The sequence below is a fragment of the Paenibacillus sp. VTT E-133280 genome (assembly GCF_002264385.1).
Classification (GTDB): domain Bacteria; phylum Bacillota; class Bacilli; order Paenibacillales; family Paenibacillaceae; genus Paenibacillus_AQ; species Paenibacillus_AQ nitricinens.
In genome coordinates this window covers 1-21,408 of record NZ_NFUX01000041.1, presented here as the reverse complement: position 1 = coordinate 21,408, position 21,408 = coordinate 1, and the positions used below count along the sequence as shown (strand labels likewise).

18 protein-coding genes and 1 riboswitch are annotated in these 21,408 nt (G+C 42.5%); of the genes, 17 read left to right on the top strand and 1 reads right to left on the bottom strand.

Annotation, left to right across the window (positions count from 1 at the left end):
- Nucleotides 1-76: 76 nt before the first annotated feature.
- The 17 genes from CA600_RS17840 (at nt 77) to CA600_RS17765 (ending at nt 20,680) form a co-directional block, all read left to right on the top strand.
- Nucleotides 77-991, top strand: a complete 915-nt coding sequence (locus CA600_RS17840; protein WP_094871853.1) for an EamA family transporter — start codon at nt 77-79, stop codon at nt 989-991.
- A gap of 174 nt (nt 992-1,165) precedes the next feature.
- On the top strand, nt 1,166-1,945 hold the full coding sequence (locus tag CA600_RS17835; protein ID WP_094871816.1) for an isocitrate lyase/PEP mutase family protein: 780 nt from the start codon (nt 1,166-1,168) through the stop codon (nt 1,943-1,945).
- An 18-nt stretch (nt 1,946-1,963) separates the two neighbouring features.
- Nucleotides 1,964-3,016, top strand: a complete 1,053-nt coding sequence (locus tag CA600_RS17830; protein WP_094871814.1) for a bifunctional transcriptional activator/DNA repair enzyme AdaA — start codon at nt 1,964-1,966, stop codon at nt 3,014-3,016.
- Nucleotides 3,017-3,222: 206 nt separating this feature from the next.
- A complete protein-coding gene (locus tag CA600_RS17825) occupies nt 3,223-4,755 on the top strand; it encodes a response regulator transcription factor (RefSeq protein ID WP_094871812.1) in 1,533 nt (510 codons plus the stop codon).
- Nucleotides 4,756-4,779: 24 nt separating this feature from the next.
- Nucleotides 4,780-6,585, top strand: a complete 1,806-nt coding sequence (locus CA600_RS17820; protein ID WP_094871811.1) for a sensor histidine kinase — start codon at nt 4,780-4,782, stop codon at nt 6,583-6,585.
- A 15-nt stretch (nt 6,586-6,600) separates the two neighbouring features.
- A complete protein-coding gene (locus CA600_RS17815) occupies nt 6,601-8,139 on the top strand; it encodes a response regulator transcription factor (RefSeq protein WP_094871809.1) in 1,539 nt (512 codons plus the stop codon).
- 114 nt (nt 8,140-8,253) lie between these two features.
- On the top strand, nt 8,254-9,960 hold the full coding sequence (locus tag CA600_RS17810) for a sugar ABC transporter substrate-binding protein (RefSeq protein WP_094871808.1): 1,707 nt from the start codon (nt 8,254-8,256) through the stop codon (nt 9,958-9,960).
- 90 nt (nt 9,961-10,050) lie between these two features.
- Nucleotides 10,051-11,019 carry an ABC transporter permease gene (locus tag CA600_RS17805; RefSeq protein ID WP_094871806.1) on the top strand — a complete coding sequence of 323 codons (969 nt, stop codon included), beginning with the start codon at nt 10,051-10,053 and terminating at the stop codon, nt 11,017-11,019.
- Nucleotides 11,020-11,078: 59 nt separating this feature from the next.
- Nucleotides 11,079-11,978: a carbohydrate ABC transporter permease gene (locus tag CA600_RS17800; RefSeq protein ID WP_094871852.1), complete on the top strand. Its 900-nt coding sequence runs from the start codon at nt 11,079-11,081 to the stop codon at nt 11,976-11,978.
- A 53-nt stretch (nt 11,979-12,031) separates the two neighbouring features.
- A complete protein-coding gene (locus CA600_RS17795; protein WP_094871805.1) occupies nt 12,032-13,564 on the top strand; it encodes a glycoside hydrolase family 43 protein in 1,533 nt (510 codons plus the stop codon).
- Nucleotides 13,565-13,609: 45 nt separating this feature from the next.
- On the top strand, nt 13,610-14,629 hold the full coding sequence (locus CA600_RS17790; protein ID WP_094871803.1) for an endo-1,4-beta-xylanase: 1,020 nt from the start codon (nt 13,610-13,612) through the stop codon (nt 14,627-14,629).
- A gap of 111 nt (nt 14,630-14,740) precedes the next feature.
- Nucleotides 14,741-15,535 (top strand): Nif3-like dinuclear metal center hexameric protein, encoded by a 795-nt coding sequence (locus tag CA600_RS17785; RefSeq protein WP_179281655.1) that lies wholly within the window; start codon nt 14,741-14,743, stop codon nt 15,533-15,535.
- Between the two features lie 84 nt (nt 15,536-15,619).
- A complete protein-coding gene (locus CA600_RS31290) occupies nt 15,620-15,793 on the top strand; it encodes a hypothetical protein (protein WP_179281654.1) in 174 nt (57 codons plus the stop codon).
- Between the two features lie 221 nt (nt 15,794-16,014).
- Nucleotides 16,015-16,200, top strand: a riboswitch (cyclic di-AMP (ydaO/yuaA leader).
- Between the two features lie 105 nt (nt 16,201-16,305).
- Nucleotides 16,306-17,115, top strand: coding sequence for an alpha/beta fold hydrolase (locus tag CA600_RS17780; protein WP_179281653.1), 810 nt, complete (start codon nt 16,306-16,308; stop codon nt 17,113-17,115).
- A gap of 247 nt (nt 17,116-17,362) precedes the next feature.
- The gene (selD, locus tag CA600_RS17775; RefSeq protein ID WP_094871799.1) at nt 17,363-18,421 is read left to right on the top strand and encodes a selenide, water dikinase SelD; all 1,059 of its coding nucleotides are present in this window, start codon (nt 17,363-17,365) and stop codon (nt 18,419-18,421) included.
- Between the two features lie 57 nt (nt 18,422-18,478).
- Nucleotides 18,479-19,516 (top strand): tRNA 2-selenouridine(34) synthase MnmH, encoded by a 1,038-nt coding sequence (mnmH, locus tag CA600_RS17770; protein ID WP_094871797.1) that lies wholly within the window; start codon nt 18,479-18,481, stop codon nt 19,514-19,516.
- Nucleotides 19,517-19,567: 51 nt separating this feature from the next.
- Nucleotides 19,568-20,680 (top strand): cysteine desulfurase family protein, encoded by a 1,113-nt coding sequence (locus CA600_RS17765; protein WP_094871795.1) that lies wholly within the window; start codon nt 19,568-19,570, stop codon nt 20,678-20,680.
- A gap of 144 nt (nt 20,681-20,824) precedes the next feature.
- Here the strand turns inward: CA600_RS17765 and CA600_RS17760 are convergent.
- On the bottom strand, nt 20,825-21,408 hold a 584-nt coding region (locus CA600_RS17760), incomplete at its 5' end, for an exosporium glycoprotein BclB-related protein (protein WP_306440405.1).

Here is a 21,408-nt window from a genome sequence, read left to right as displayed (position 1 = left end):
GACAAGGGGCTTTATTATGTGATTTGGACGGCTCAATAGGACGGTTCAACAGAAAGGAAAGAAGATTACGATGAATATGAAGTTACTCAAATATGCTTTCCTAGTATTTATAGGAGCATGTAGTTATGGATCGCTGTCTACGATCGTTAAGCTTGGAATGAACGATGGATTTAGAATGCAGCAACTGGTCGGGTCGCAATACTTTTTTGGATGGTGCATGCTGCTCTTGTTAGTTGTTTTATTTTCCCGAAAAAAACTCGGATTAAAGGTAGGTGCTTCGTTATTAGGCGCGGGGATTACCATTAGTATGACGGGTATTTTCTATGGGTTTGCCGTTGAACAATTACCTGCTTCGATTGCGATTGTTCTCTTATTCCAATTTACTTGGATTGGTGTGATTCTGGAGGCTGTTGTAGATAGAAAATGGCCTAGTCGAGAGAAAATAATTTCAATGGTTATCCTTTTGATAGGAACCATATTAGCTGGGGGGATTCTAGAACCTAGTGTAGGCGAAATGACTACGAGTGGTATTGTTTTCGGTTTGATGTCTGCGGTGTCGTTTGCCTTTTATATTTTTGTCAGTGGGAGAGTGGCTACGCAGGTACCTGCTGTGAATAAAAGCTTGTATATGACTACAAGTGCAATGATTATTATTATGGTTGTTTTTTCCCCTTCCTTTATTTATGACGGAGCACTTACAGATGGACTTTGGAAGTATGGTCTTCCTTTAGGGTTGCTTGGTATAGTTATTCCTGTACTTTTCTTTTCTATCGGTGTTCCGAAGCTGGGATCAGGTCTGGGAACGATTCTTGGTGCGGCGGAGTTACCGGCAGCTGTAGTAGCCTCCGTGTTAGTCCTGCAAGAAGAGGTATCTCTACTTCGCTGGGTTGGAATTTTCGTTGTTCTGATCGGCATTGCTGCACCACAAATCATACCGATGCGAACAGGGAAAAAGTCACCCAAACGATCCTCCAAAACCGTCACTCCGTAAGGCAGAACTTTAAACTGTAAACTAGCATCGATGATATGATCAGGTCCTTATAGGATGAGATTATCAATCGGTGTTTTTTTTTTTGCAGAAAAAGATTGGTGTTAATTTTTCTGGTATGGCGGATCAACGGCTATTATATAGTGGTGCTATTCTATTTAATGGAGATGACCACTGATGAACCGAAACGACTATGACTATTTTAAGTCTTTACACGATCAAGAAAATCCGCTAATCCTGTATAACTGCTGGGATGTAGCCTCAGCTAAAGCGATAGAACAAGCGGGTTCACAGGCTATAGCCACAAGTAGCTTCGCTATGGCAGACGCATGGGGATATTCAGATGGTGAACAGTTTTCATTAGAGCAGCTACTGTGGTATGTTTCAAGAATAGCAGAACATGTATCGGTGCCATTGACGGTAGATATTGAGGGTGGATATGCTGTAGATGTAGAGTCCTTAGCCAATAACATGGAACAATTATTCCAGCTAGACATCTGTGGGATCAATTTCGAGGATCAAAAGGTGAATCATCCGGACGATGAATTATGGGCAATCGAGGAACAAAGTCATCGTATTCGAACTATAAAGCAAGTGGCAGTCAAACTTCAAAAGAGTGTATTTATGAATGCCAGAACCGATCTCTTTTTCAAAAATAGGAAGCATTCTTTGGATTTAGTGAATGAAGCAATAGAGCGTACCTGTTCTTACGCTGCTGCTGGAGCGGATGGGATTTTTATTCCGGGGCTTACCGATCGAATTCTGATAGAACATTTTGTGCAGCAGTCACCACTGCCTGTAAATGTCATGGTGATGGACGGAATGATTTCAAATGCTGAATTACAGGAGCTGGGTGTAAAAAGAATTAGCTATGGACCGTATAGTTACTTTCAGGCACAGCATAATCTTCAAGAAGATGCTCGAACCATTCTGCAGCCATCCGCGCACATTATTTAGAAATGAGCTAACGACACTATGATCACTAATAAACAGCAAATCGATAAATATTATGAGATGTTAGTCGAAAAAAACTCCAATTATGAAGGCGTATTTTTCGTAGGCGTGAGGACAACACGGATCATGTGCAGGCCAACTTGTCCCGCTAAAAAGCCATATAAAGAAAATTGCGAGTTTTTTGCAACAGCCAAAGAAGCTTTGTTAGCGTCGTATAGACCTTGTAAAAGATGCCAGCCTATGTCCAATCCCACGAAAATGTCTACAGAGGTTAAGCTTCTTGTTGAAGCTATTGAGCTTAATCCGGAAAGAAAATGGACAGATAAAGATTTTGATGAGCTGTCCATGAGTGCAAATACAGCACGCCGACAATTTAAGAAGCAATTCGGAATGACATTTATTGAATATGCACGTTCTAGACGTTTAGGGCTGGCGTTCAAACATATCAGGAATGGGGATTCAATCATTAACGCACAACTGGACAGCGGGTACGATTCGAGTAATGGGTTTAGGGATGCTTTTTCACGAACGATGGGGACTGTCCCCAATCATTCCAAGCAGATTAAAGTATTGTATTGTACCTGGATAGAAACGATCTTAGGGTCTATGCTTGCGATCTCAGATGAAGAGTGTCTTTTACTGCTGGAATTTGTGGATCGAAAAGGGCTTGAGAACGAAATTAAGAAACTACGCACCCGCTTAAATGCAACTATTTTGCCTGAAAAAGTACCCGTACTAGCGCAGATTGAGGAGGAATTAAATCTTTATTTCGAAGGAAAACTCACAGAATTCAGAACGCCGATTCGTTATATAGGCTCTGATTTTCAGCAAAGGGTATGGAATGAACTTCGGAGAATTCCTGTAGGACAAACGGTCTCTTACAAGGAGCTTGCAGAGAAAATTAACAATCCTGCTGCTTGCCGCGCTGTAGCAAGGGCTAATGGAGCGAATCAATTATCAATCCTAGTTCCATGTCACCGGGTGATAAACAGCAACGGTGAATCAGGGGGATATGGCGGCGGGATCGCAAGAAAAGAATGGTTAATCCATCATGAGAACAACCTTAGTTCGTAGGTAGCTTATCAACTAAAAAATACTACATTCGATGTGTCTGAAGTTTGGGTACGTCGTTTTTTTTATGTTTTTTTCAGGCTCCAAAGTACTGTTTTAATCAAAAGAAGGAAAATTTATGAATTCACAACAATATCCAATTATGATAGCATAATATATATTTTCATAAGAAAACGCAGCCTTATTTTAAGAAGATTGGAGCGAAAATCATGCTGAAGGTTCTGATCGTGGATGATGAACCCTGGGTACTTGAAGGGCTGAGAACGATGATTGACTGGGGGAAATATGGCTTTGAAGTGTGTGCTGAAGCTCAAAATGGCTCAGAAGCGATGAGACTTATTCAGGAATATAAACCGGAATTGGTCTTAACAGACATTAATATGCCGGTTATAAACGGACTAGAGCTTATCGCACAGTTAAATGAAGTGATGCCAAATCCTCCGAAATTTGTGGTGTTGACCGGGTATGACGACTTTAATTATGCACGTACGGCATTGCAACAACGAGTGAATGACTATTTATTAAAGCCTATTGATGATGAAGAAATCGATTCTTTATTAAGCAGGATTACGCCTATGATCCAAAATGAAATCGCTTCCAATGAGGCGTTTGATAAGAAGCAATTTTTTATCGTAAACAATATCGCCAACCGTCTAATTCAAGGTGAGTATAACGAAAATTTAGAGCATCTAACCCGGAGCACATTGAACATTCAAGTGAATGCAGAGTTAATGTGTATTCTTATCGAACCAGCCACGTCTATGAATCCATTCCAGCCACGGATCATTGACTATTTTCCCAAGGAATGTACTAGTTTCTTTCAAGATCGATCGGGAAGAACAGGGATCATTCTTCAGTCAGCTACTATAGGAAATGAGAATCTGGACGCGATCGTCAACCAGATTTGTTCGGATATCGCTGAACAATTTCATGAACCGGTTCTCCTAGCGATTAGCACTAGATTGATAGGGGTATGTTCGATTCGAGAAATCTATACGCAGGCACTTGATGTATGGAAACGAAAGAAACATCAGCAAAAGAATGGAATCTTTTATTATTGTGAGCTTGGAATCCTAAAGAAGAAAGAACATCATGAGGATCACTTCAAGCGGCTGCTGGATAAAGTCTTGGCGAATGATATAGAACAGATCCAGCCATGTGTAAAAGAAGCGTTTGCCTCTTTTGTAGAGTATCAGTTGACGATTGAGGTCGTGCAAGCCCAAGTGGCTAATTTGGAGCTTACGATCTGTACACATATTGCCCAAATGAATGGTGTACCGGATACGATGATGACAAAGCTTCAGCTAGAGTATGGGAATCTAGGTGAATTAAATGATTATTTGGTATTAAGCCGCTATGTTCAAAGTCTGTGTACGCTGGCGACAGTCTATCTATCTGAATTAGAGCAGCAGAATGAACGAAATACGATTTACAAGGTGATTCAGTATGTGGATCGTGAATTTCGGAATAAATTGAAGCTTCAGGACTTAGCACGGCAATTTCATATCAATTCTACCTATTTGGGACAGCTATTCAGGAAACAAACGGGTCAGGGCTTTAGTGAATATTTAAATGCCAAAAGGATTGAGGAAGCCAAAAGTCTGCTTAAGAGAACGCAACTGAAAATATCGGATATAGCGGTGCAGGTGGGATTCTCAAACACAGACTATTTTATTGATAAGTTCAAGCTGCTTGTAGGGGTAGTACCATCCGTCTATAAAAATGAAAATAAAAACCATTAGCTCTAGGGGAAGCAAGGTGTTCATATGGAAAGAAAGAAATTTAGATTTAGAAAAGTAGTGAATGACATTCCACTGAACTATAAATTTTCCCTCATTTACATTATAGGTGTCCTCCTCCCTATTATTATTATCAACCTTGTTTTTTTGGACCGGATTTCCGATTTGATCAAATCTAGAGAACAGCAGAACTTAGAAATATCTTTAGAGAGAGCCAGAAAGGATATTCAAGATTTCATTGAGGGTGGAGTAGCAGTCAGCTACACGCTTTCCTCAGATAAGAATCTGTATGAATTGTTAGAGCGGAGGTATGGGAACTCTATTGAATTTTATGACACCTTCGACGAACAGCTTCGAGGCCGGATGAACAGTTATATGCCAGTTAACAATCAGCTTGAACGGATTACTGTATTTACGAATAATGAATCCATTGTTTCCGGCAGCAACTATCAGGTCATCACTGACAAGGTAAAGGAGAGCGAATGGTACAAGCAGTTCAGAGTTGCGAATAAACATGTGTTTCTTGCTGCTTATCATATGAGCGAGGCCCCCAATGTGGCTTCTACTGCCCCCTATTTGAGCGTAATTGAACGAATGGACGTATACAGCTCATTGAATACATTTGAGAAGCTGCTTAGAATCGACTTGGATCTCAGTAAAATATATGACGTCATTATTAGAGAAAAGGATTATTTGAGTCTTTATCTGGTGAATGAGCAGGATGAAATCATTATGTCTGCACTGAGCGGATATCAGAGAGGGACGAAAGATCCTTATCCGGTGTTCAAGCTACTTGATGATGAACGCAAGGAAGATGTACATATTGTGTCGGTTGGCGGGGCCAGTTATATAAAAGGCTGGCGAATTATAGGGGTTACACAAGGGGAGCGTATTGCTCAAGCAATACTGGAAATTCGAATTTATGCAGGTGTTCTGGCCTCCATAGTAACCTTGCTTACTACCGCCTTTTTATATGTGATGTTGAGATCCTACAATTATCGGGTAAAACGGTTGTCGAGGCATATGCAGAAGGTAACAAATGAGAAATTCGATTTGATTCGAATCGATGAAGGTCAGGATGAGATTGGCGGATTGATACGTAATTTTAACATGATGACCACTAGAATTAATTCTCTGATCAATGATGTATACAAGCTGGAGATTCAGAAGAATAGTCTGGAAATGGAAAGGGTAAGGGCTGAACTGAATTTTCTGCAAAGTCAGATGAATCCTCATTTTCTATTTAATACGTTAAACGCTATCCTAGTGGTATGTACCAAAAATAATTACTCGGATGTAACGGATATCATTAAGAGCTTATCGAAATTGCTTAGAAGACTGCTTAGCTGGAAGGAAGATCTCGTCACATTGGAAGAGGAAATGACCTTTATTGAGATGTATTTAAAAATTGAGAAGTTCCGGTTCAGGGATAAATTTGAATATCAATTTGAGATCGATGAGCAGTCGCTACAATATAAAATTCCGAAGCTAAGCATGCAGCCGTTAGTAGAAAATTCCTGTAAACATGGCCTGCAGACCATAGAAGGAATCGGCATCATTAAAGTTAAGACGGAAATTGTGGATGGCCGTTTGCAAGTTACGATTTCTGATAATGGCAAAGGGATCGAACCGGGCCAGCTTAAACAAATATTATTTAATGTTCAAAATGAAGAAGCCTCCTCAGGAACGAATATCGGAATTCGCAACGTGTATCGCAGACTGGAGTTATATTATGATGATCAGGTTCGCTTTGAAATCAACAGCGTCCCAAATGAAGGAACTGTTGTCACGTTTGGTATTCCGCTAAAGCTCCTGGAACGAAAAAATAGCTAGAAGGTGAGGGAGCTTATGAAATATAAAGTGTTATTGATCGATGATGAGCCTAGCGCTCTTGAGGGGATGCAATTATGGATAGACTGGCAGGCGCTTGGCTTTGAGGTGTGTGGAACCTCCAGTAATGGCAAAGAGGGCTTACAGTTAATGAAGCAGCTTCTGCCGGATCTTGTAATTACAGATGTAAATATGCCGCTGATGAATGGCCTGGAGATGGTTGCAGCCTGGCAGCAAGAAGAGACTAAGAAGATTAAGTTTGCCATACTAAGCGGTTATAGTGAGTTTGAATATGCTAAGACGGCTATACGCTACGGCATTAATCATTATCTGATGAAGCCGCTTTTCGAAGAAGAGGCGGCAGAAGAACTGAAGGAGATATATCAGGAGTTAGAACAGGAAAAAGAGAAGCGAAGCTTAAATCAAATGGCAACCTCTGAGGAAGTTGTCTCTCTTCTTAAGCGTATTCTGAATGAGAAAGCGGAAGATAAATCGGATTATACAGTACTTACCGGTTTATCGGAAGGCAAAAGCCTTTGGAATATTTGTTTACTACAGACAGACCCGACGATGTATACGGAAATAAGAGAGAAGGCGGTAGCTCTCCTAACGAATACGGAATCGATGTTTCTGATTGATCTGGAGACCTATTGCTTTGGCATCGTATACGGGTATCCCTCGGAGTCTGATGAGGGTGCTGCTATATACCCTACAATATCTCCCTTGTTGAATGAACACCCTATGCAAGCCATGTATATTGCAGTAGGGGCTAGTGAGAGTTCCTTGCTTCAAATTGCGAATAGTTATCGAACGGCGAAAGAAGCGTTAATGTATTATTTTTATAATTCTGATCATTCGGGGTTCTTGACCTATCAGGGAACCAAGGATAGTCAGTTCAGCTATCACTATGATCAAATTAAACTGATGGATGACTTAATGAGAGCTATTAATACATTGGATACAAAAGGCTTTAAACAAGCTGTGGGCTTAGCCTCCCGCAGTTTTCGTGAGATGCGCATCGCTCCAGAGGTTGTGAAGAAGATCGTTATTCATATTATGTATAAGATTGTTGAGTTTACTTCGGAAGCTAGTGAAGTTCAGGTGTCATCCTTGTTAACTCAAATAACAATCCCTGAAGTGCGGGATTCGATGATGAAGTTGAACGATTTAATGCGAAATTTACTAGCATGTGGTGAGGCAAGTATTGATATTCTTCTAAGAGAACAAAGCCAAAGATCGCAGGGGATTGTGCAGGAAATTAACAACTATATTGAACAGCATTTTCGTGAAAATCTTACGATTAAAAAGCTGTCCGAGGTATTCTTCCTGCATCCAGTGTATCTGGGACAATTATTGATCAAGAAAAATGGCATTAATTTTAATGAGCAGCTGCATGACCTCCGGATTAAGGAGTCCACACGTTTACTTCAACATGGCAAGCTGAAAAACAGTGAAATCGCAGAGAAAGTAGGCTACTCCAATTATAGCCAGTTCCTCAAACAATTTGAAAAAAAGATGCATATGAGCCCTAATGAATTTAAACATCAGAACACCTAAACTTTTTGGGGGTATACCTTTAGTTCTGGCGTATTCTCAGTACATTATCACCTCTATAATTTAACTTGTAAGGGCTTACAATATCGCTACACCAACAAAATATGGAGGTGCTTTATGGGGGGCAAGTCAATATCAAAGTTCAAACTTAGTCTGATTGCAGTGTTATCTCTGAGTTTTACCTTGGCAGGATGCGGTGGAAACAATAACAATAATACCACTGCTAAGGGGGAGAATAAACCGGCAGAAACAACCGCTGCAACTACTGCTGCTGGAACAGATGACAAGAAGATTGAACCATTTGAAGTTAGTATTTTCATAGGCGAGGCGGGCCAACAGCCAACTCCGGATAACAAAATCTACAAGAAAATCAAAGAAGAAACAGGTGCCTCTTTTAATTTTGAGTTTTTGGCAGGGGATATCAACCAGAAGCTTGGAGTTATGATTGCAGGTCAGGACTATCCTGATTTGATGACAGGTAATACCAAGTTAACAGGAGCAGGTGCATTTATTCCGCTGGAAGATTTGATAGAAGAGTACGCACCAAATTTGAAAGCGCATTATGCAGATTACTGGAACATGATGAAGGACCCAAATGACGGTCATATCTATGTTCTGCCTAACTATGGCGTCTATAACGGTAAAGTAAACAGCTCTTGGTATTCAGGACCAGCATTCTGGATTCAAAAGGCGATTCTTAAGGAGTTTGGTTATCCAAAGGTCCAAACACTGGATGAGTATTTCGACCTCATTGCCAAATATAAAGAAAAGTACCCAACGATTGATGGAAGTCCAACTATCGGATTTGAAATCCTTAATAACGACTGGAGAAACTGGGGTCTCTTTAACGCTCCTCAGCACCTGATTGGTCATCCGAATGATGGTGGAGTTGTGGTTAAGGATGGTGTAGCAGAGCTATTTGCGGATAAAGATTATGCTAAGCAATATTATAAAAAACTTAACGAAGTGAATGCACAGGGTCTGATCGATAAAGAAGCTTTCGTACAGAACTATGACCAATACATGGCGAAATTGTCCAGTGGTACTGTTCTCGGAATGTTTGATCAACACTGGAACTTCAATGCCGCAGAAGATTCCCTTACCACGCAAGGGAAGATCGAAAGAACTTATGTAGGACTGCCGCTTGTATATGATACAGCGACAAAAGATTATTATCGTGATCTTGCCGTTCTTAACTTGAATAACGGTTTCGGGATCAGTGTGAATGCTAAAGATCCAGTGAAAATTATCAAGCTTCTGGATACGCTGATACAAGAAGATTGGCAGAAGGTCCTCTCTTGGGGAATTGAAGGAGAAGATTACATCGTTGAGAATGGCAGATTTATGAGAACGCAAGAGCAACGCGATCAAGCTGCTGATGCTACATGGCAGTTGGCTAATAAAGCCAAAAAATTCATGGACTTTGCACCTAAGATAGAAGGTAGCTATAGTGACGGCAATGCGACAGATGCTGCTGCACAGCCTGAAGAATATAAGGCGGGTCTGAAGCCGTTCGACAAAGAAGTTCTTGATGCTTACGGATTTAATAGTTATGTAGATTTCTTCAGTGAACCTCCTGCCAATCCTGTAGCTTACCCAGCCTGGTCTATTGATTTAGTAGAAGGCTCTGACGCTAAAGTGGCTAACACCAAGATCAATGATACGTCCACCAAGTATCTGCCAAAAGTAATTTTGGCTAAACCATCCGAATTTGATTCTGCTTGGAGCGAGTATGTATCAGAAATCGGCAAAGCTAATGTCAAAGCCTATGAAGATAAAATCAACGAGCAAATTAAATGGAGAATTGAAAAGTGGAGTAAATAAGCAGAAATTCTATGAATAAGATCAGCAGGTGGAAGGCTATTAAGCCTTCCGCCTACTGAAATATAGGATTGCGTGGGGAGATTACTATATATGGATGAGATCTTAGCAGGGAAAAAAGTTGACCGGCATCCTAAAAGAAAAAAGAAACAGCCTGTTACTTGGTCTTTGATCAAGAATCAGAAGCAATTGATTTGGATGTCTTTGCCTTTGACACTTTATATCGTTCTTTTTGCTTACGTCCCAGTCTGGGGATGGACTATGGCTTTTCAGGATTATAAACCGGCCCGCGCTTTTAGCGAACAAACATGGGTTGGATTTAAGCATTTCAAGTTTCTTTTTACAGACGATAACTTTTTGAGGGTACTACGCAATACGCTTGCGATGGGTATCATTAATCTGATTTTAGGTTTTACAACTGCGATAATACTTGCTTTGCTGCTGAATGAAATCAAAAATGTGATCTGGAAGAGAGCCGTGCAGACCATATCTTACTTGCCCCACTTTCTGTCTTGGATTATTGTAACAGGAATTGTAGCTACCTCCCTCTCGGTTAATGACGGGATTATCAACATCGTACTGATGAAATTACATCTTATTGATTCACCGATCCTTTGGTTGAGTGAAGGGAAGTATTTCTGGGGTATTGTGGGGGCTTCACACGTCTGGAAAGAGGTTGGATGGAGTACAATCATCTACTTGGCTGCTATTGCTTCTATTGATCCAGCTTTATATGAGGCTGCTGAGATTGATGGGGCTAACCGGTACAGAAAAATGTTCAATGTAACCTTGCCGGGAATTAAATCAACCATTGTAATCCTGTTGATAATGTCCGTAGGTCATGTACTGGAAGCCGGATTTGAAGTTCAGTACTTGTTAGGAAACGGGCTTGTTGTAGACTGGTCGGAGACGATTGATATATTTGTATTGAAATACGGGATTGCACAAGGGAATTATTCCTTAGCCACTGCGGGTGGTATTTTCAAAACAGTCGTAAGTATAACGTTGCTACTATTAGCAAACTGGACTTCGAAACGGCTTGGGGAAGAGAGGCTGTTATAATTATGGAAAAAACTCAATTGATTCCTCAAAAATCTCCAAAAAGTAATGTTGGAACTCGCATGAGAAATAGGGGGATCGAACCAGTATTGTTCGGCACCTTCAATACAGTATTTATGATTTGTCTAGTTATTGTTACCTTGTATCCGTTTCTGAATACGATAGCAGTCTCGTTAAACGCGGGGAACGATACCATCCGTGGTGGCATTTACCTGTGGCCTAGACAGTGGACTTTACAGAACTATAAAGCAGTGTTCGCTTCAGGTACCATTTATGATGCCTTTTGGATTTCTGTTGCACGGACAGTAATATCGACGATCCTGAATCTCTTTTTAACCACAATGCTTGCTTATACGTTAAGCCGGAAAGAATATGTTTTCCGTAAGCTGATCACCGTGGTATTTGTTCTTACTATGTATTTTAATGCGGGACTTATTCCGAACTATTTCCTGATTAAAGATCTTCATTTGCTCAATACGTTTTGGGTATACGTCGTACCTACTATGATAAGTGCGTTTAATATGATCGTTATCCGCACATATATTGGTACCTTGCCAGAAAGTCTCTTGGAATCGGCGAGAATTGATGGTGCTGGGGAATTTAAAATCTTCATGAGAGTCGTCTTCCCGTTATGTAAACCGGTACTGGCTACGATCGCCCTTTTTGTTGCAGTAGGTGCATGGAACGCATGGTTTGATGCTTTTATCTACACCTCTTCCCGCCAGAACTTGAGCACATTGCAGTATGAATTAATGAAGCTGATATCATCTAGTATGAATGCGAATAGTAACCCTAGTGTAGCCAACGGGGCAGGGATGAATGCGGAGTCGGCGCAGTTAGTTACTCCAATGTCCATACGGGCAGCTGTTACTATCGTTGCTTCGGTTCCAATTTTGATAGTCTATCCATTCTTGCAAAAGTATTTTGTAGTCGGATTGAACGTAGGTAGCGTGAAGGAATAAGTAGCTTACTATCACTATTGAGTAATGGGAATGGAAAGGTTGTTTGTTAAAATATGACCCCATCTTCAATCACATATTCAAATCCAATACTTCCGGGCTTCTATCCCGATCCAAGCATCACTCGGGCAGGGGATGACTACTATTTAGTTTGCAGCTCTTTCGAGTATTTTCCTGGCGTACCTATTTTTCATAGTCAGGATTTGATTCACTGGACACAAATAGGTCATGTGCTGGATCGTATAAGTCAGCTAGATACACGTAAAAGCAAGAGCTCTGGAGGAATATTTGCACCAACCATTCGTTATCATGATGGAACCTTCTATATGATAACGACCGAGGTACACGGGAAGGGGAACTTCTATGTTACGGCTACGGACCCGGCGGGTCCGTGGTCCGATCCAATTCTTATTCCTTATGGGGGCATTGACCCTTCCCTAATGTTTGATGAGGATGGAAAGGTATATGTAACCACCCAGCAGGGAGCAGATTATGACTCTCATGCCATCCAATATGAGATAGATATTGCTACGGGAGCAGCATTAACAGAACCTGTTGTCATCTGGACTGGGGATGGTGGACCTTGGACGGAAGGGCCACATTTGTACCGAATAAATGGAATGTATTATATCATGACGGCTTCAGGAGGAACGGCGAAGGAGCATCGGGAGATCGTTGGCCGCAGCTCCTCTCCATATGGACCGTTCGAACGATTACCACATCCAATATTAACGCATAGTCAAACCGAGAGTCCCATTCAATATTTAGGGCATGCCGATCTGATTGAAGATCAGAACGGGGATTGGTGGGCCGTGTTTCTTGGCGTAAGACTAATGGAATACAAGTATACCGTACTAGGAAGAGAAACTTTTCTTGCCCCTGTAACGTGGAATGAAGACGGATGGCCGATGATTGATAATAATGAAGATATTGTAGGATTGGAAATGAAGGTGCCGCGGGTTCCTGGTTCCTCTCCTAAACCTGCTTCAAGCGGAAGATATGACTTTGATGACGAAGTCTTACCCTTGTCATTAGCCTTTCTCCGTAATCCTGCTGAGGCAAGCTGGTCTTTAGAGGAACGTCCGGGATGGCTGTCTCTTCGGGGTCAACCTGAAGGTCTTAGTGATATCGGACAGGTGGCTTTTATAGGTAGAAGACAGCAGCATACTTCAGCAGAATGGAGCACACTACTGGAGTTTAACCCAAGTAGGGACGGTGACGAGGCTGGGCTTTGCGCCAGATTGGATGAGAATGCACATTATGAGATTGCTCTATCGCAAAGAAATGGACAAAGAGTAATCGTAGCTTGTTTAACCGTTGATGGAATAACACAGGTGGCGGCAGAGGTTCCAACGACAGCTGGACATCTTTATTTGAAAATTCGAGCGGAGCTAACCGAATATACCTTATTGTACGCTTTGGATGGGCAGGAGTGGATTGAGCTATCTAAGGCTCTAGCCTACCCATTATCTCCTCAAGCTGTAAAAGGAAACGGATTTACGGGTGTTCTTATCGGCTTATACGCGTCAGGTCATGGTCAAGTGGCTGAGCTACCTGCCTGCTTTGATTGGTTTGATTATCGGTCTTAATAAGTCGAACACGGAATATAATTGCGTTTGTTAGGAGGGAACTTGTTGAGACAAGCTAGTGATTTTACTGAGCCTGCATTAAAGACAGTGTTCGCTAAGGATTTCAAAATTGGCGCAGCCGTCAACCCATTGACGATCCAATCACAGGAGCATTTACTTGCCTATCATTTTAATAGTATCACCGCTGAAAATGAGATGAAGTTTGAAAGTCTGCATCCGCTTGAGGACATTTATAATTTTAAGACGGCAGACCAGCTGGTTGCCTTCGCCCGGAAATATGATATGGCGATGCGTGGACATACCTTGATCTGGCACAACCAGACTACAGATTGGCTGTTTGAGGATAAAAATGGTGGATCTGTAAGTAAAGAAACTTTGCTCTCACGAGTTAAATCACATATTCAGACCGTAGTAGGGCGTTATAAGGAAGATATTTATGCTTGGGATGTTGTCAATGAAGTTATAGCCGATGAAGGAGAAGAGCTTCTTCGCCATTCCAAGTGGCTCGACATTGTGGGCCCGGATTTTATCGCCAAAGCGTTTGAATTCGCCCATGAAGCTGATCCTAAGGCAATATTATTCTACAATGACTATAATGAATCCCATCCACTAAAACGTGACAAAATTTATGAACTGGTGAAGTCACTGCTGGAGCAGGATGTGCCGATCCATGGCGTCGGATTGCAGGCACACTGGAATTTATACGATCCTAGTCTAGATGATATCCGTGCAGCTATTGAGAAATATGCATCCTTAGGACTTCAGCTCCAACTGACAGAGCTGGATGTATCCATGTTCCGTTTCGATGACAAACGTAAGGATCTAAGGGCTGCACCAACTGATATGCTTGAACTGCAGGCAGAACGATATGAAGCGATGTTTGCCCTGCTGAAAGAATACCGTGACGTGATTAGCTCGGTCACGTTCTGGGGAGCAGCAGATGACTATACTTGGCTGGATGATTTCCCTGTTCGTGGACGGAAGAACTGGCCGTTCCTATTCGATGAAGGGCATAAGCCGAAGCCAGCTTTCCATCGAATGATCGCCTCTGAAATGAAATCATAGAGTGGGCAAGCTGCTCAAATAATGAACTGTGAACCCGTCCTTATATCGATTAAGGGCGGGTTATTTATACGTTGATAGATTAGTAGAATAGATCTCAAAGGGCGGATGAAAGTGAGTGTGACAATTAGAACGATTCTGGAAGATTTAATGGGAACTGTGGAACAAATAGATGGAACTGTAGATACTCTAAAGCCGGGGAATCCGGAAACGGTGATTACAGGGATGGTTACGGCATTTTGCGCTACGCAATATGTTGTGGAACGAGCGATTGCTATGAACGCCAATTTGTTGATCACGCATGAAGGGTTGTTTTACAGTCATCATGATCCGAGCGAGTGGTTAGAGAATGACCCTGTTTATCATTCAAAACTGAGTTTAATTGAGCGTTCTGAACTGGCTATTTTTCGTTATCATGATTATTGGCATCGGCATCAACCGGATGGGATCATGGTGGGCTTGCTACGAGAGCTTGAATGGTCAGCCTATGTGGTTGAGCAGCAACCCACTGCTACAATCCTATCGATTCCAGCTATGACGGTAAGTGAAGCGGCTCAGTATATAAAAAGAAAGCTAGGCATCCCCTACGTACGCGTTGCCGGCGATCTATCACAGACATGCAGACATGTGGGGATATTAGTAGGTTACCGAGGAGGTGGGACGATGGCTATTCCTCTTTTTAATCAGCACAATCTTGATTTAATCATTGCTGGCGAGGGCCCGGAATGGGAAACTCCAGAATATGTGAGGGATGCAGTCCATCAAGGCAGATCAAAAGCGCTGATTATGTTAGGTCATGCGGAAAGTGAAGCTCCAGGAATGAAATATTTAGCTGAAGTTCTGGCACAGAAATATCGAATAATTCCTACTTATTTTATTGCTGAACAACCGATCTATCAGCTAGTGTAGTCCATCGAAATGGAAATGAAGAATAAATTTGCATATTATGGAGAAAATGATGGGAAACCAGGTCACTGAGAAAGGAGTGTTTCAATGGAAATTCCTTTGGAGGCTGATGAAGTGTTAACTCGTATCAAAAAGCTTCAAACCGATGGAAGCTCGATCAGCAAAAAGCAAGTGAAGCAAAGCGACCCTGATCTAATGAGAAGTGCGCTGTTCTTTTTTCCGAGCTGGGAGCATGCATTGAAAAACGCCGATCTGTTGTAGCCATATGATTGTATAAAGAAGCCGAGTGGTTCAGGGATTGATCTCTGATGTCCGCTCGGCTTTTTCTAGATATATTGAGTAAACAAGAGCAAAAGAAAGAGAAAACGAAGTGTATGCTCAATATGAAATGAAAAGCATGGCTTTCAACATTATTTTGCCCACAGCTCAACTTTACAAGAAACCTTACACGGAGTATGATTCATCACATAACTGACAATTACATATGAAGTCCGCTTAATTTCCGTTAAGGAAAGCGGGGGAACCAACAACTGGGAACCAGTGTAACAATCGGTACTAGTTATGGGGTGAATCCTGTTCCGGGTGCATAACATGCAACCTTGCAGGTAGGGCAACTCTCACTGCCCGAATCCGACAGCTAACCTCGTAAGCGTATGGAGAGAGGATGAATGGCGTGTTTAGTGATGAATAGCCACAGAGAATCCCTCTGTGGTTTTTTGCTGCGTTTATAAGCAGATACAGTCGTAGAATTTATTATGAAAGAGGTGTTACCTTTGCCTATCGCTAAACTGAACGGAACTTCGCTCTATTACGAAATCAATGGAACTGGCACTCCGGTTGTGTTTATCCATGGACATGGATTAACACACAGTATGTTCAAACCACAACTGGAGTACTTTTCCGATAAATATAAAGTGATTTTGTGTGATTTACGGGGGAATGGCAAGTCAGGTGAACTCCTGGAGGCCCCTAATGAGATTATTGAAACGCAATGTCTGGATCTGATTATGCTGTTAAATGACCTGGGGGTTCGTGAAGCAGTTTTTGTTGGGATCGCCTATGGCGGTTTAGTCGTGCAACATATTGCCAAACAATATCCTGAGCGTGTAAAAGCAATCGTGGTCGCGGATAGCTTCTGTAGGAGCCACGGATCAACCCTTGTAGGGAAAATACAGCTTATGGCAGCGTATTGCAGCTTGCTAATGTATTACCTCCCAAGCGAGCTGGTGCTGCCTTCGATTCGGATGATGTACCGAGAGCGCTGGAGTCTCGCCTACAATGAGATTAGAAGAGGGCTGCTGGACAAACGTCCACGGGAGTTATATCGGCAAAGGCTGGCCACGAGCCATGTGGATTACACCAGATGCTTAAAAGCTTTTAACCGTCCCGCTTTATGTATTGTAGGGGACTTTAATGAATTTGGAGTGAATTGTATGAAGGAAATGGTGTCTCAATTGCCGCATGCGCAGTTGGCGATTATCCCGAATGCATTAGATCCGAGTAATCTGTGTCAGCCGGAGCAGTTTAATGCGATTCTTCAACGTTTTTTGGAGAAGCAGCAGGGCACTCAGCAGATTAGCTGATCCTATGAAATTGATAAAAGAAGGAGTGCTCCCGCAGCCATTGAAATTATGCGGGACACTCCTATTTCATTAGAGCTATAGGGCAGATTTCCCTAAAGAATTGGATTTCGAACCAAAGGCTGACTCAAGGGTAGTGAATGCTACGTGTGAGCCAGCTTTTTTAGTAGCTTCGTATTTTGTACAATGCTGTCTACTGATGTAAGATTAAAGATATTCGACATTAACTATTTAAAGGAGCTGAGTCATGATGTCTCAAGCCGAAACCATAAAATTGACCTCATTATCTTCAAAAGGGGGCTGCGGCTGCAAAATTGGTCCTGCTGATCTCATGCAGGTTATTCGCAGTCTGCCACCAACCGTTCCAAATCCGGATCTACTTGTAGGTCTGGATACCAGTGATGACGCTGGAGTATATCGATTAAGTGATGATCTAGCATTAGTGCAGACTGTTGATTTTTTCACGCCGATCGTGGACGACCCTTATTCCTTTGGGCAAATTGCAGCAGCCAATGCATTAAGTGATATTTATGCTATGGGCGGTAAGCCGCTTACGGTACTTAATATTGTGGCCTTCCCTATTTCTGTTCTGGACAAAAGCATTCTCGGTGACATTTTGCGCGGTGCAGCAGATAAAGTGCAGGAAGCAGGAGCAACACTTGTGGGCGGACATTCCATCGACGATAAAGAGCCTAAATTTGGATTGGCTGTTACGGGCCTTGTGCATCCGGACAAAGTAAGAACGAATGCAGGTGCGCAGGTAGGAGACAAGCTGATTTTGACCAAACCTATCGGTGTGGGCATCTTAACGACTTCTATTAAAAAGGATCAGCTATCCCCAGAAGAAACTACACGCCTTACGACAGTCATGTCTACACTAAATAAAAAAGCGGCTGAAGTCATGGAGCCCTATGATGTACATGCTTGTACAGATGTTACCGGATTTGGGCTGCTGGGACATGCCTCGGAAATGGCAAAAGGGAGCAATCACGGACTGATTATTCGTCAAGGGGATGTACCGATGCTGCCAAGAGTAAGAGAGCTCGCGGAGCAAGGCTTTGTTCCAGGTGGCACTAAGAATAACTTTGCCCATTTGGAGGGCAGTATTCTTTATCCGGAGGAGATGGACCAATTAAGCCGCTATATTCTGTGTGATGCTGTGACTTCTGGTGGATTGCTAATCTCTGTTGCTCCTGAACAAAGTGAGGATTTGCTAAAAGAGTTAGTAGATGCAGGTGTAGAAGCGGCATTGATAGGAGAGGTCACGAAAGAACATCCGGGTCAGATTGCAGTTATAGCTGCGCAATAACGATGGAGTTCAGCTTACAGGCGACCTAAGAAGTTAGCCACCAGAGGAGAGAGCGCATTGTTTCAGGATATTACACTGGAAGAACTAAGAGTGTTAAAGAATAAGAAGCAGATCACCGTTATCGACGTTCGATCTCCTTCTGAATATAAAGATGCGACATTGCCAGAGAGCTTGAACATTCCTTTTTTTGACGATGAGGAACGAGCTGAAGTAGGTACGCTGTATAAACAGACAAGTGTGCAGGCTGCGAAAGAACGCGGTTTGGAGATTGCTGCGGCGAAGCTACCTTCCTTTGTCAAAGAATTTGCTGAGATTCAAGGGGACAAGGCTGTATTCTGCTGGAGGGGAGGTATGCGCAGCCGTACAACTGCGACTGTACTTTCTTTAATGGATATTCACGCTTACCGATTGATTGGCGGCTATAAAGCTTACCGTAAATGGGTACTCGATGAACTGGAGTCCTTTGAATTCAAGACGAAGCCTTATGTAATTCATGGAAATACGGGGACAGGCAAAACAAACCTGCTGCACCGCCTGAAAGCGCAAGGCTACCCCGTTCTGGATTTGGAAGGAATGGCGGGTCACCGCGGTTCTATCTTTGGCGAGATCGGACTTCAGGCAAATAATCAGAAAACGTTCGATAGTCTTCTTTTGGAAGAATTAATTAAGCTTGAGGATGCTCCTTATGTACTGTTTGAAGCAGAGAGCAAGAAGATTGGGAAGGTCGTAATGCCTCCATTTATGACCGAGCAAAAAGAGACCGCAACGCAGATTTGGATTGAACTGCCTTTGCAAGCTAGAGTGCAGCAAATCCTTAAGGATTATCGTCCAGAAGAATATAAAGAACAGTGTATTTCAGCCTTTCGAAGTATCAAATCCCGAATTCATATCCCCATTGCGGCGGAAATCGAACGGTGCTTGCAAGCCGATTTGTTCGGGGAAGCTGTGGCGCTGCTGTTAGAATACTACTATGATCCTAAATATGATTACACGTCTACTCAGTATGAAGGCATTGAGAGAGTTACCTTTAAGGTGAACAATTTAGATGAAGCTGAGGTTGCGGTGCGTTCTTTTTTGAAAAATAATCAGGCTTAATAAGCTTTATGTATCGTGATGTATGAGGGGTTTAGAGGAGGCTCAGTACAAATGATCTATTTAGACTATAACGCTACAACACCTGTAGATAAGGAAGTAGCAGAGGTTATGATTCCTTATCTTTATGGTCATTTTGGCAATCCTTCAAGCAGTCATTCTTTGGGGCAAGAAGCTAAACTCGGAATCGAGCAAGCGAGAACACAGGTGGCTAATTTCCTGAATTGTGCGCCGGGAGAGGTGCTTTTCACCAGTGGGGGTAGTGAATCGAATAATACCGTCATCAAGGGAGTCGCCCAAACCTATCGACATAAAGGCAATCACATTATTGTGTCTGCTGTGGAGCATCCTGCGGTAATTAAACCGTGTCAGTATCTGGAGCAGTTGGGCTACACGATTACCTATGTACCTGTTGACGCGTATGGAATGGTGCAGGTAGACGATGTGAAAAAGCAGCTTACAGACCAAACTATACTAGTCTCCATTATGCACTCTAACAACGAAACGGGCACGATTCAGCCGATCAAAGAAATAGCCGAGGTCTGCCACGAACGAGGTGTTCTTGTACATACCGATGCTTCACAGTCCGCTGGAAAAGTAGTACTCGATGTGGCTGAGTTAGGGGTGGATTTTCTAACGCTGGCAGGTCATAAATTATATGCGCCAAAAGGGATTGGAGCACTGTACATCCGAGAGGGCATTCACATCGAACCATTAATTCATGGGGCAGGTCATGAGCAGGGAAGACGAGCAGGTACTGAAAACACACCTTACATTATTGGATTAGGAAAAGCCTGTGAGCTTGCTTCGGACTCTGCTTCCAGAGAACGTGTGAAAGAGATTGCGGATTATTTCTATGACCAATTGCAGGAGGTTTTTGGCGACAACATTCACCTGAACGGTCATAGGCATAAACGATTGCCCAACACACTTAACATTAGCTTTCTAGGAGCGGTGGGTCACGAAGTGATTGCTTCGCTAGAAGAGGTGGCTGCCTCAACAGGCTCAGCTTGTCATTCTGGAGAAACATTGATTTCGCCTGTTCTAAAGGCAATGAATGTCTCAGCAAGTATTGGGCAGGGAGCGGTTCGTTTTAGTGTGGGACGGTATACGACGAAAACGGAGATCGATGAGGTTATCGGTAAGCTGAAAGGATATTTGTTGTGAATAGATTGCCAGTGGTGGAGTAGCTAATGGCGCTTGTGTGATTCCGGAAAATCTAGAAGTTGAATCTGCATATCGTATATTTTTAAAAAAAGCATCTGTCACTCCTTCAAAAGGATAGGCAGATGCTTTTATTGATTTTAACGATTATACAATTGTAAAGCCAGCACTTGCATAACCAGTGACTGTATTTACAAGGGTGAGACCTGTGGCAGTAGCTGAGAATACCATAAGCAGACGTGTCTGCGGTGTTACAGCAAAATCGATACCATTTGTAACTCCGCTGACAAACGTACCTAGAGTAATAGCGCCTGTGATAGGTGGCAGTGGTACTATTGCTCCAGGAATAGGAGTGAATGTGTTATTTGGTGTGGCAGATTGGTACAATTGTGCTGTCACAGTTACAGTAGTACCAATAAGTGATAGAGCTATGGTATTACTGAAGTAAGCAGCAAGGGATGTTATCACTCCAGCACGCGGAGTCGAGAATGCAAAGTTGATAAGAGGTCCAAGAACTGTACCTGTCAAATCTATATTCCCGCCAACAAGAGAAATGCCTGTGGCTGAACTTCCGAAGCCAACAAGGCTTGTTGTTCCAACCAAACCACCTAAAATCGTAGTCATAATAATAGGTCCACCGGAAGCCAACGGAATGATTGCACCAGCCCCGGTTGCACCAGTAACGCCAGTAACTCCGGTAACACCCGTAGCTCCCGCAAGCCCAGCCGTAC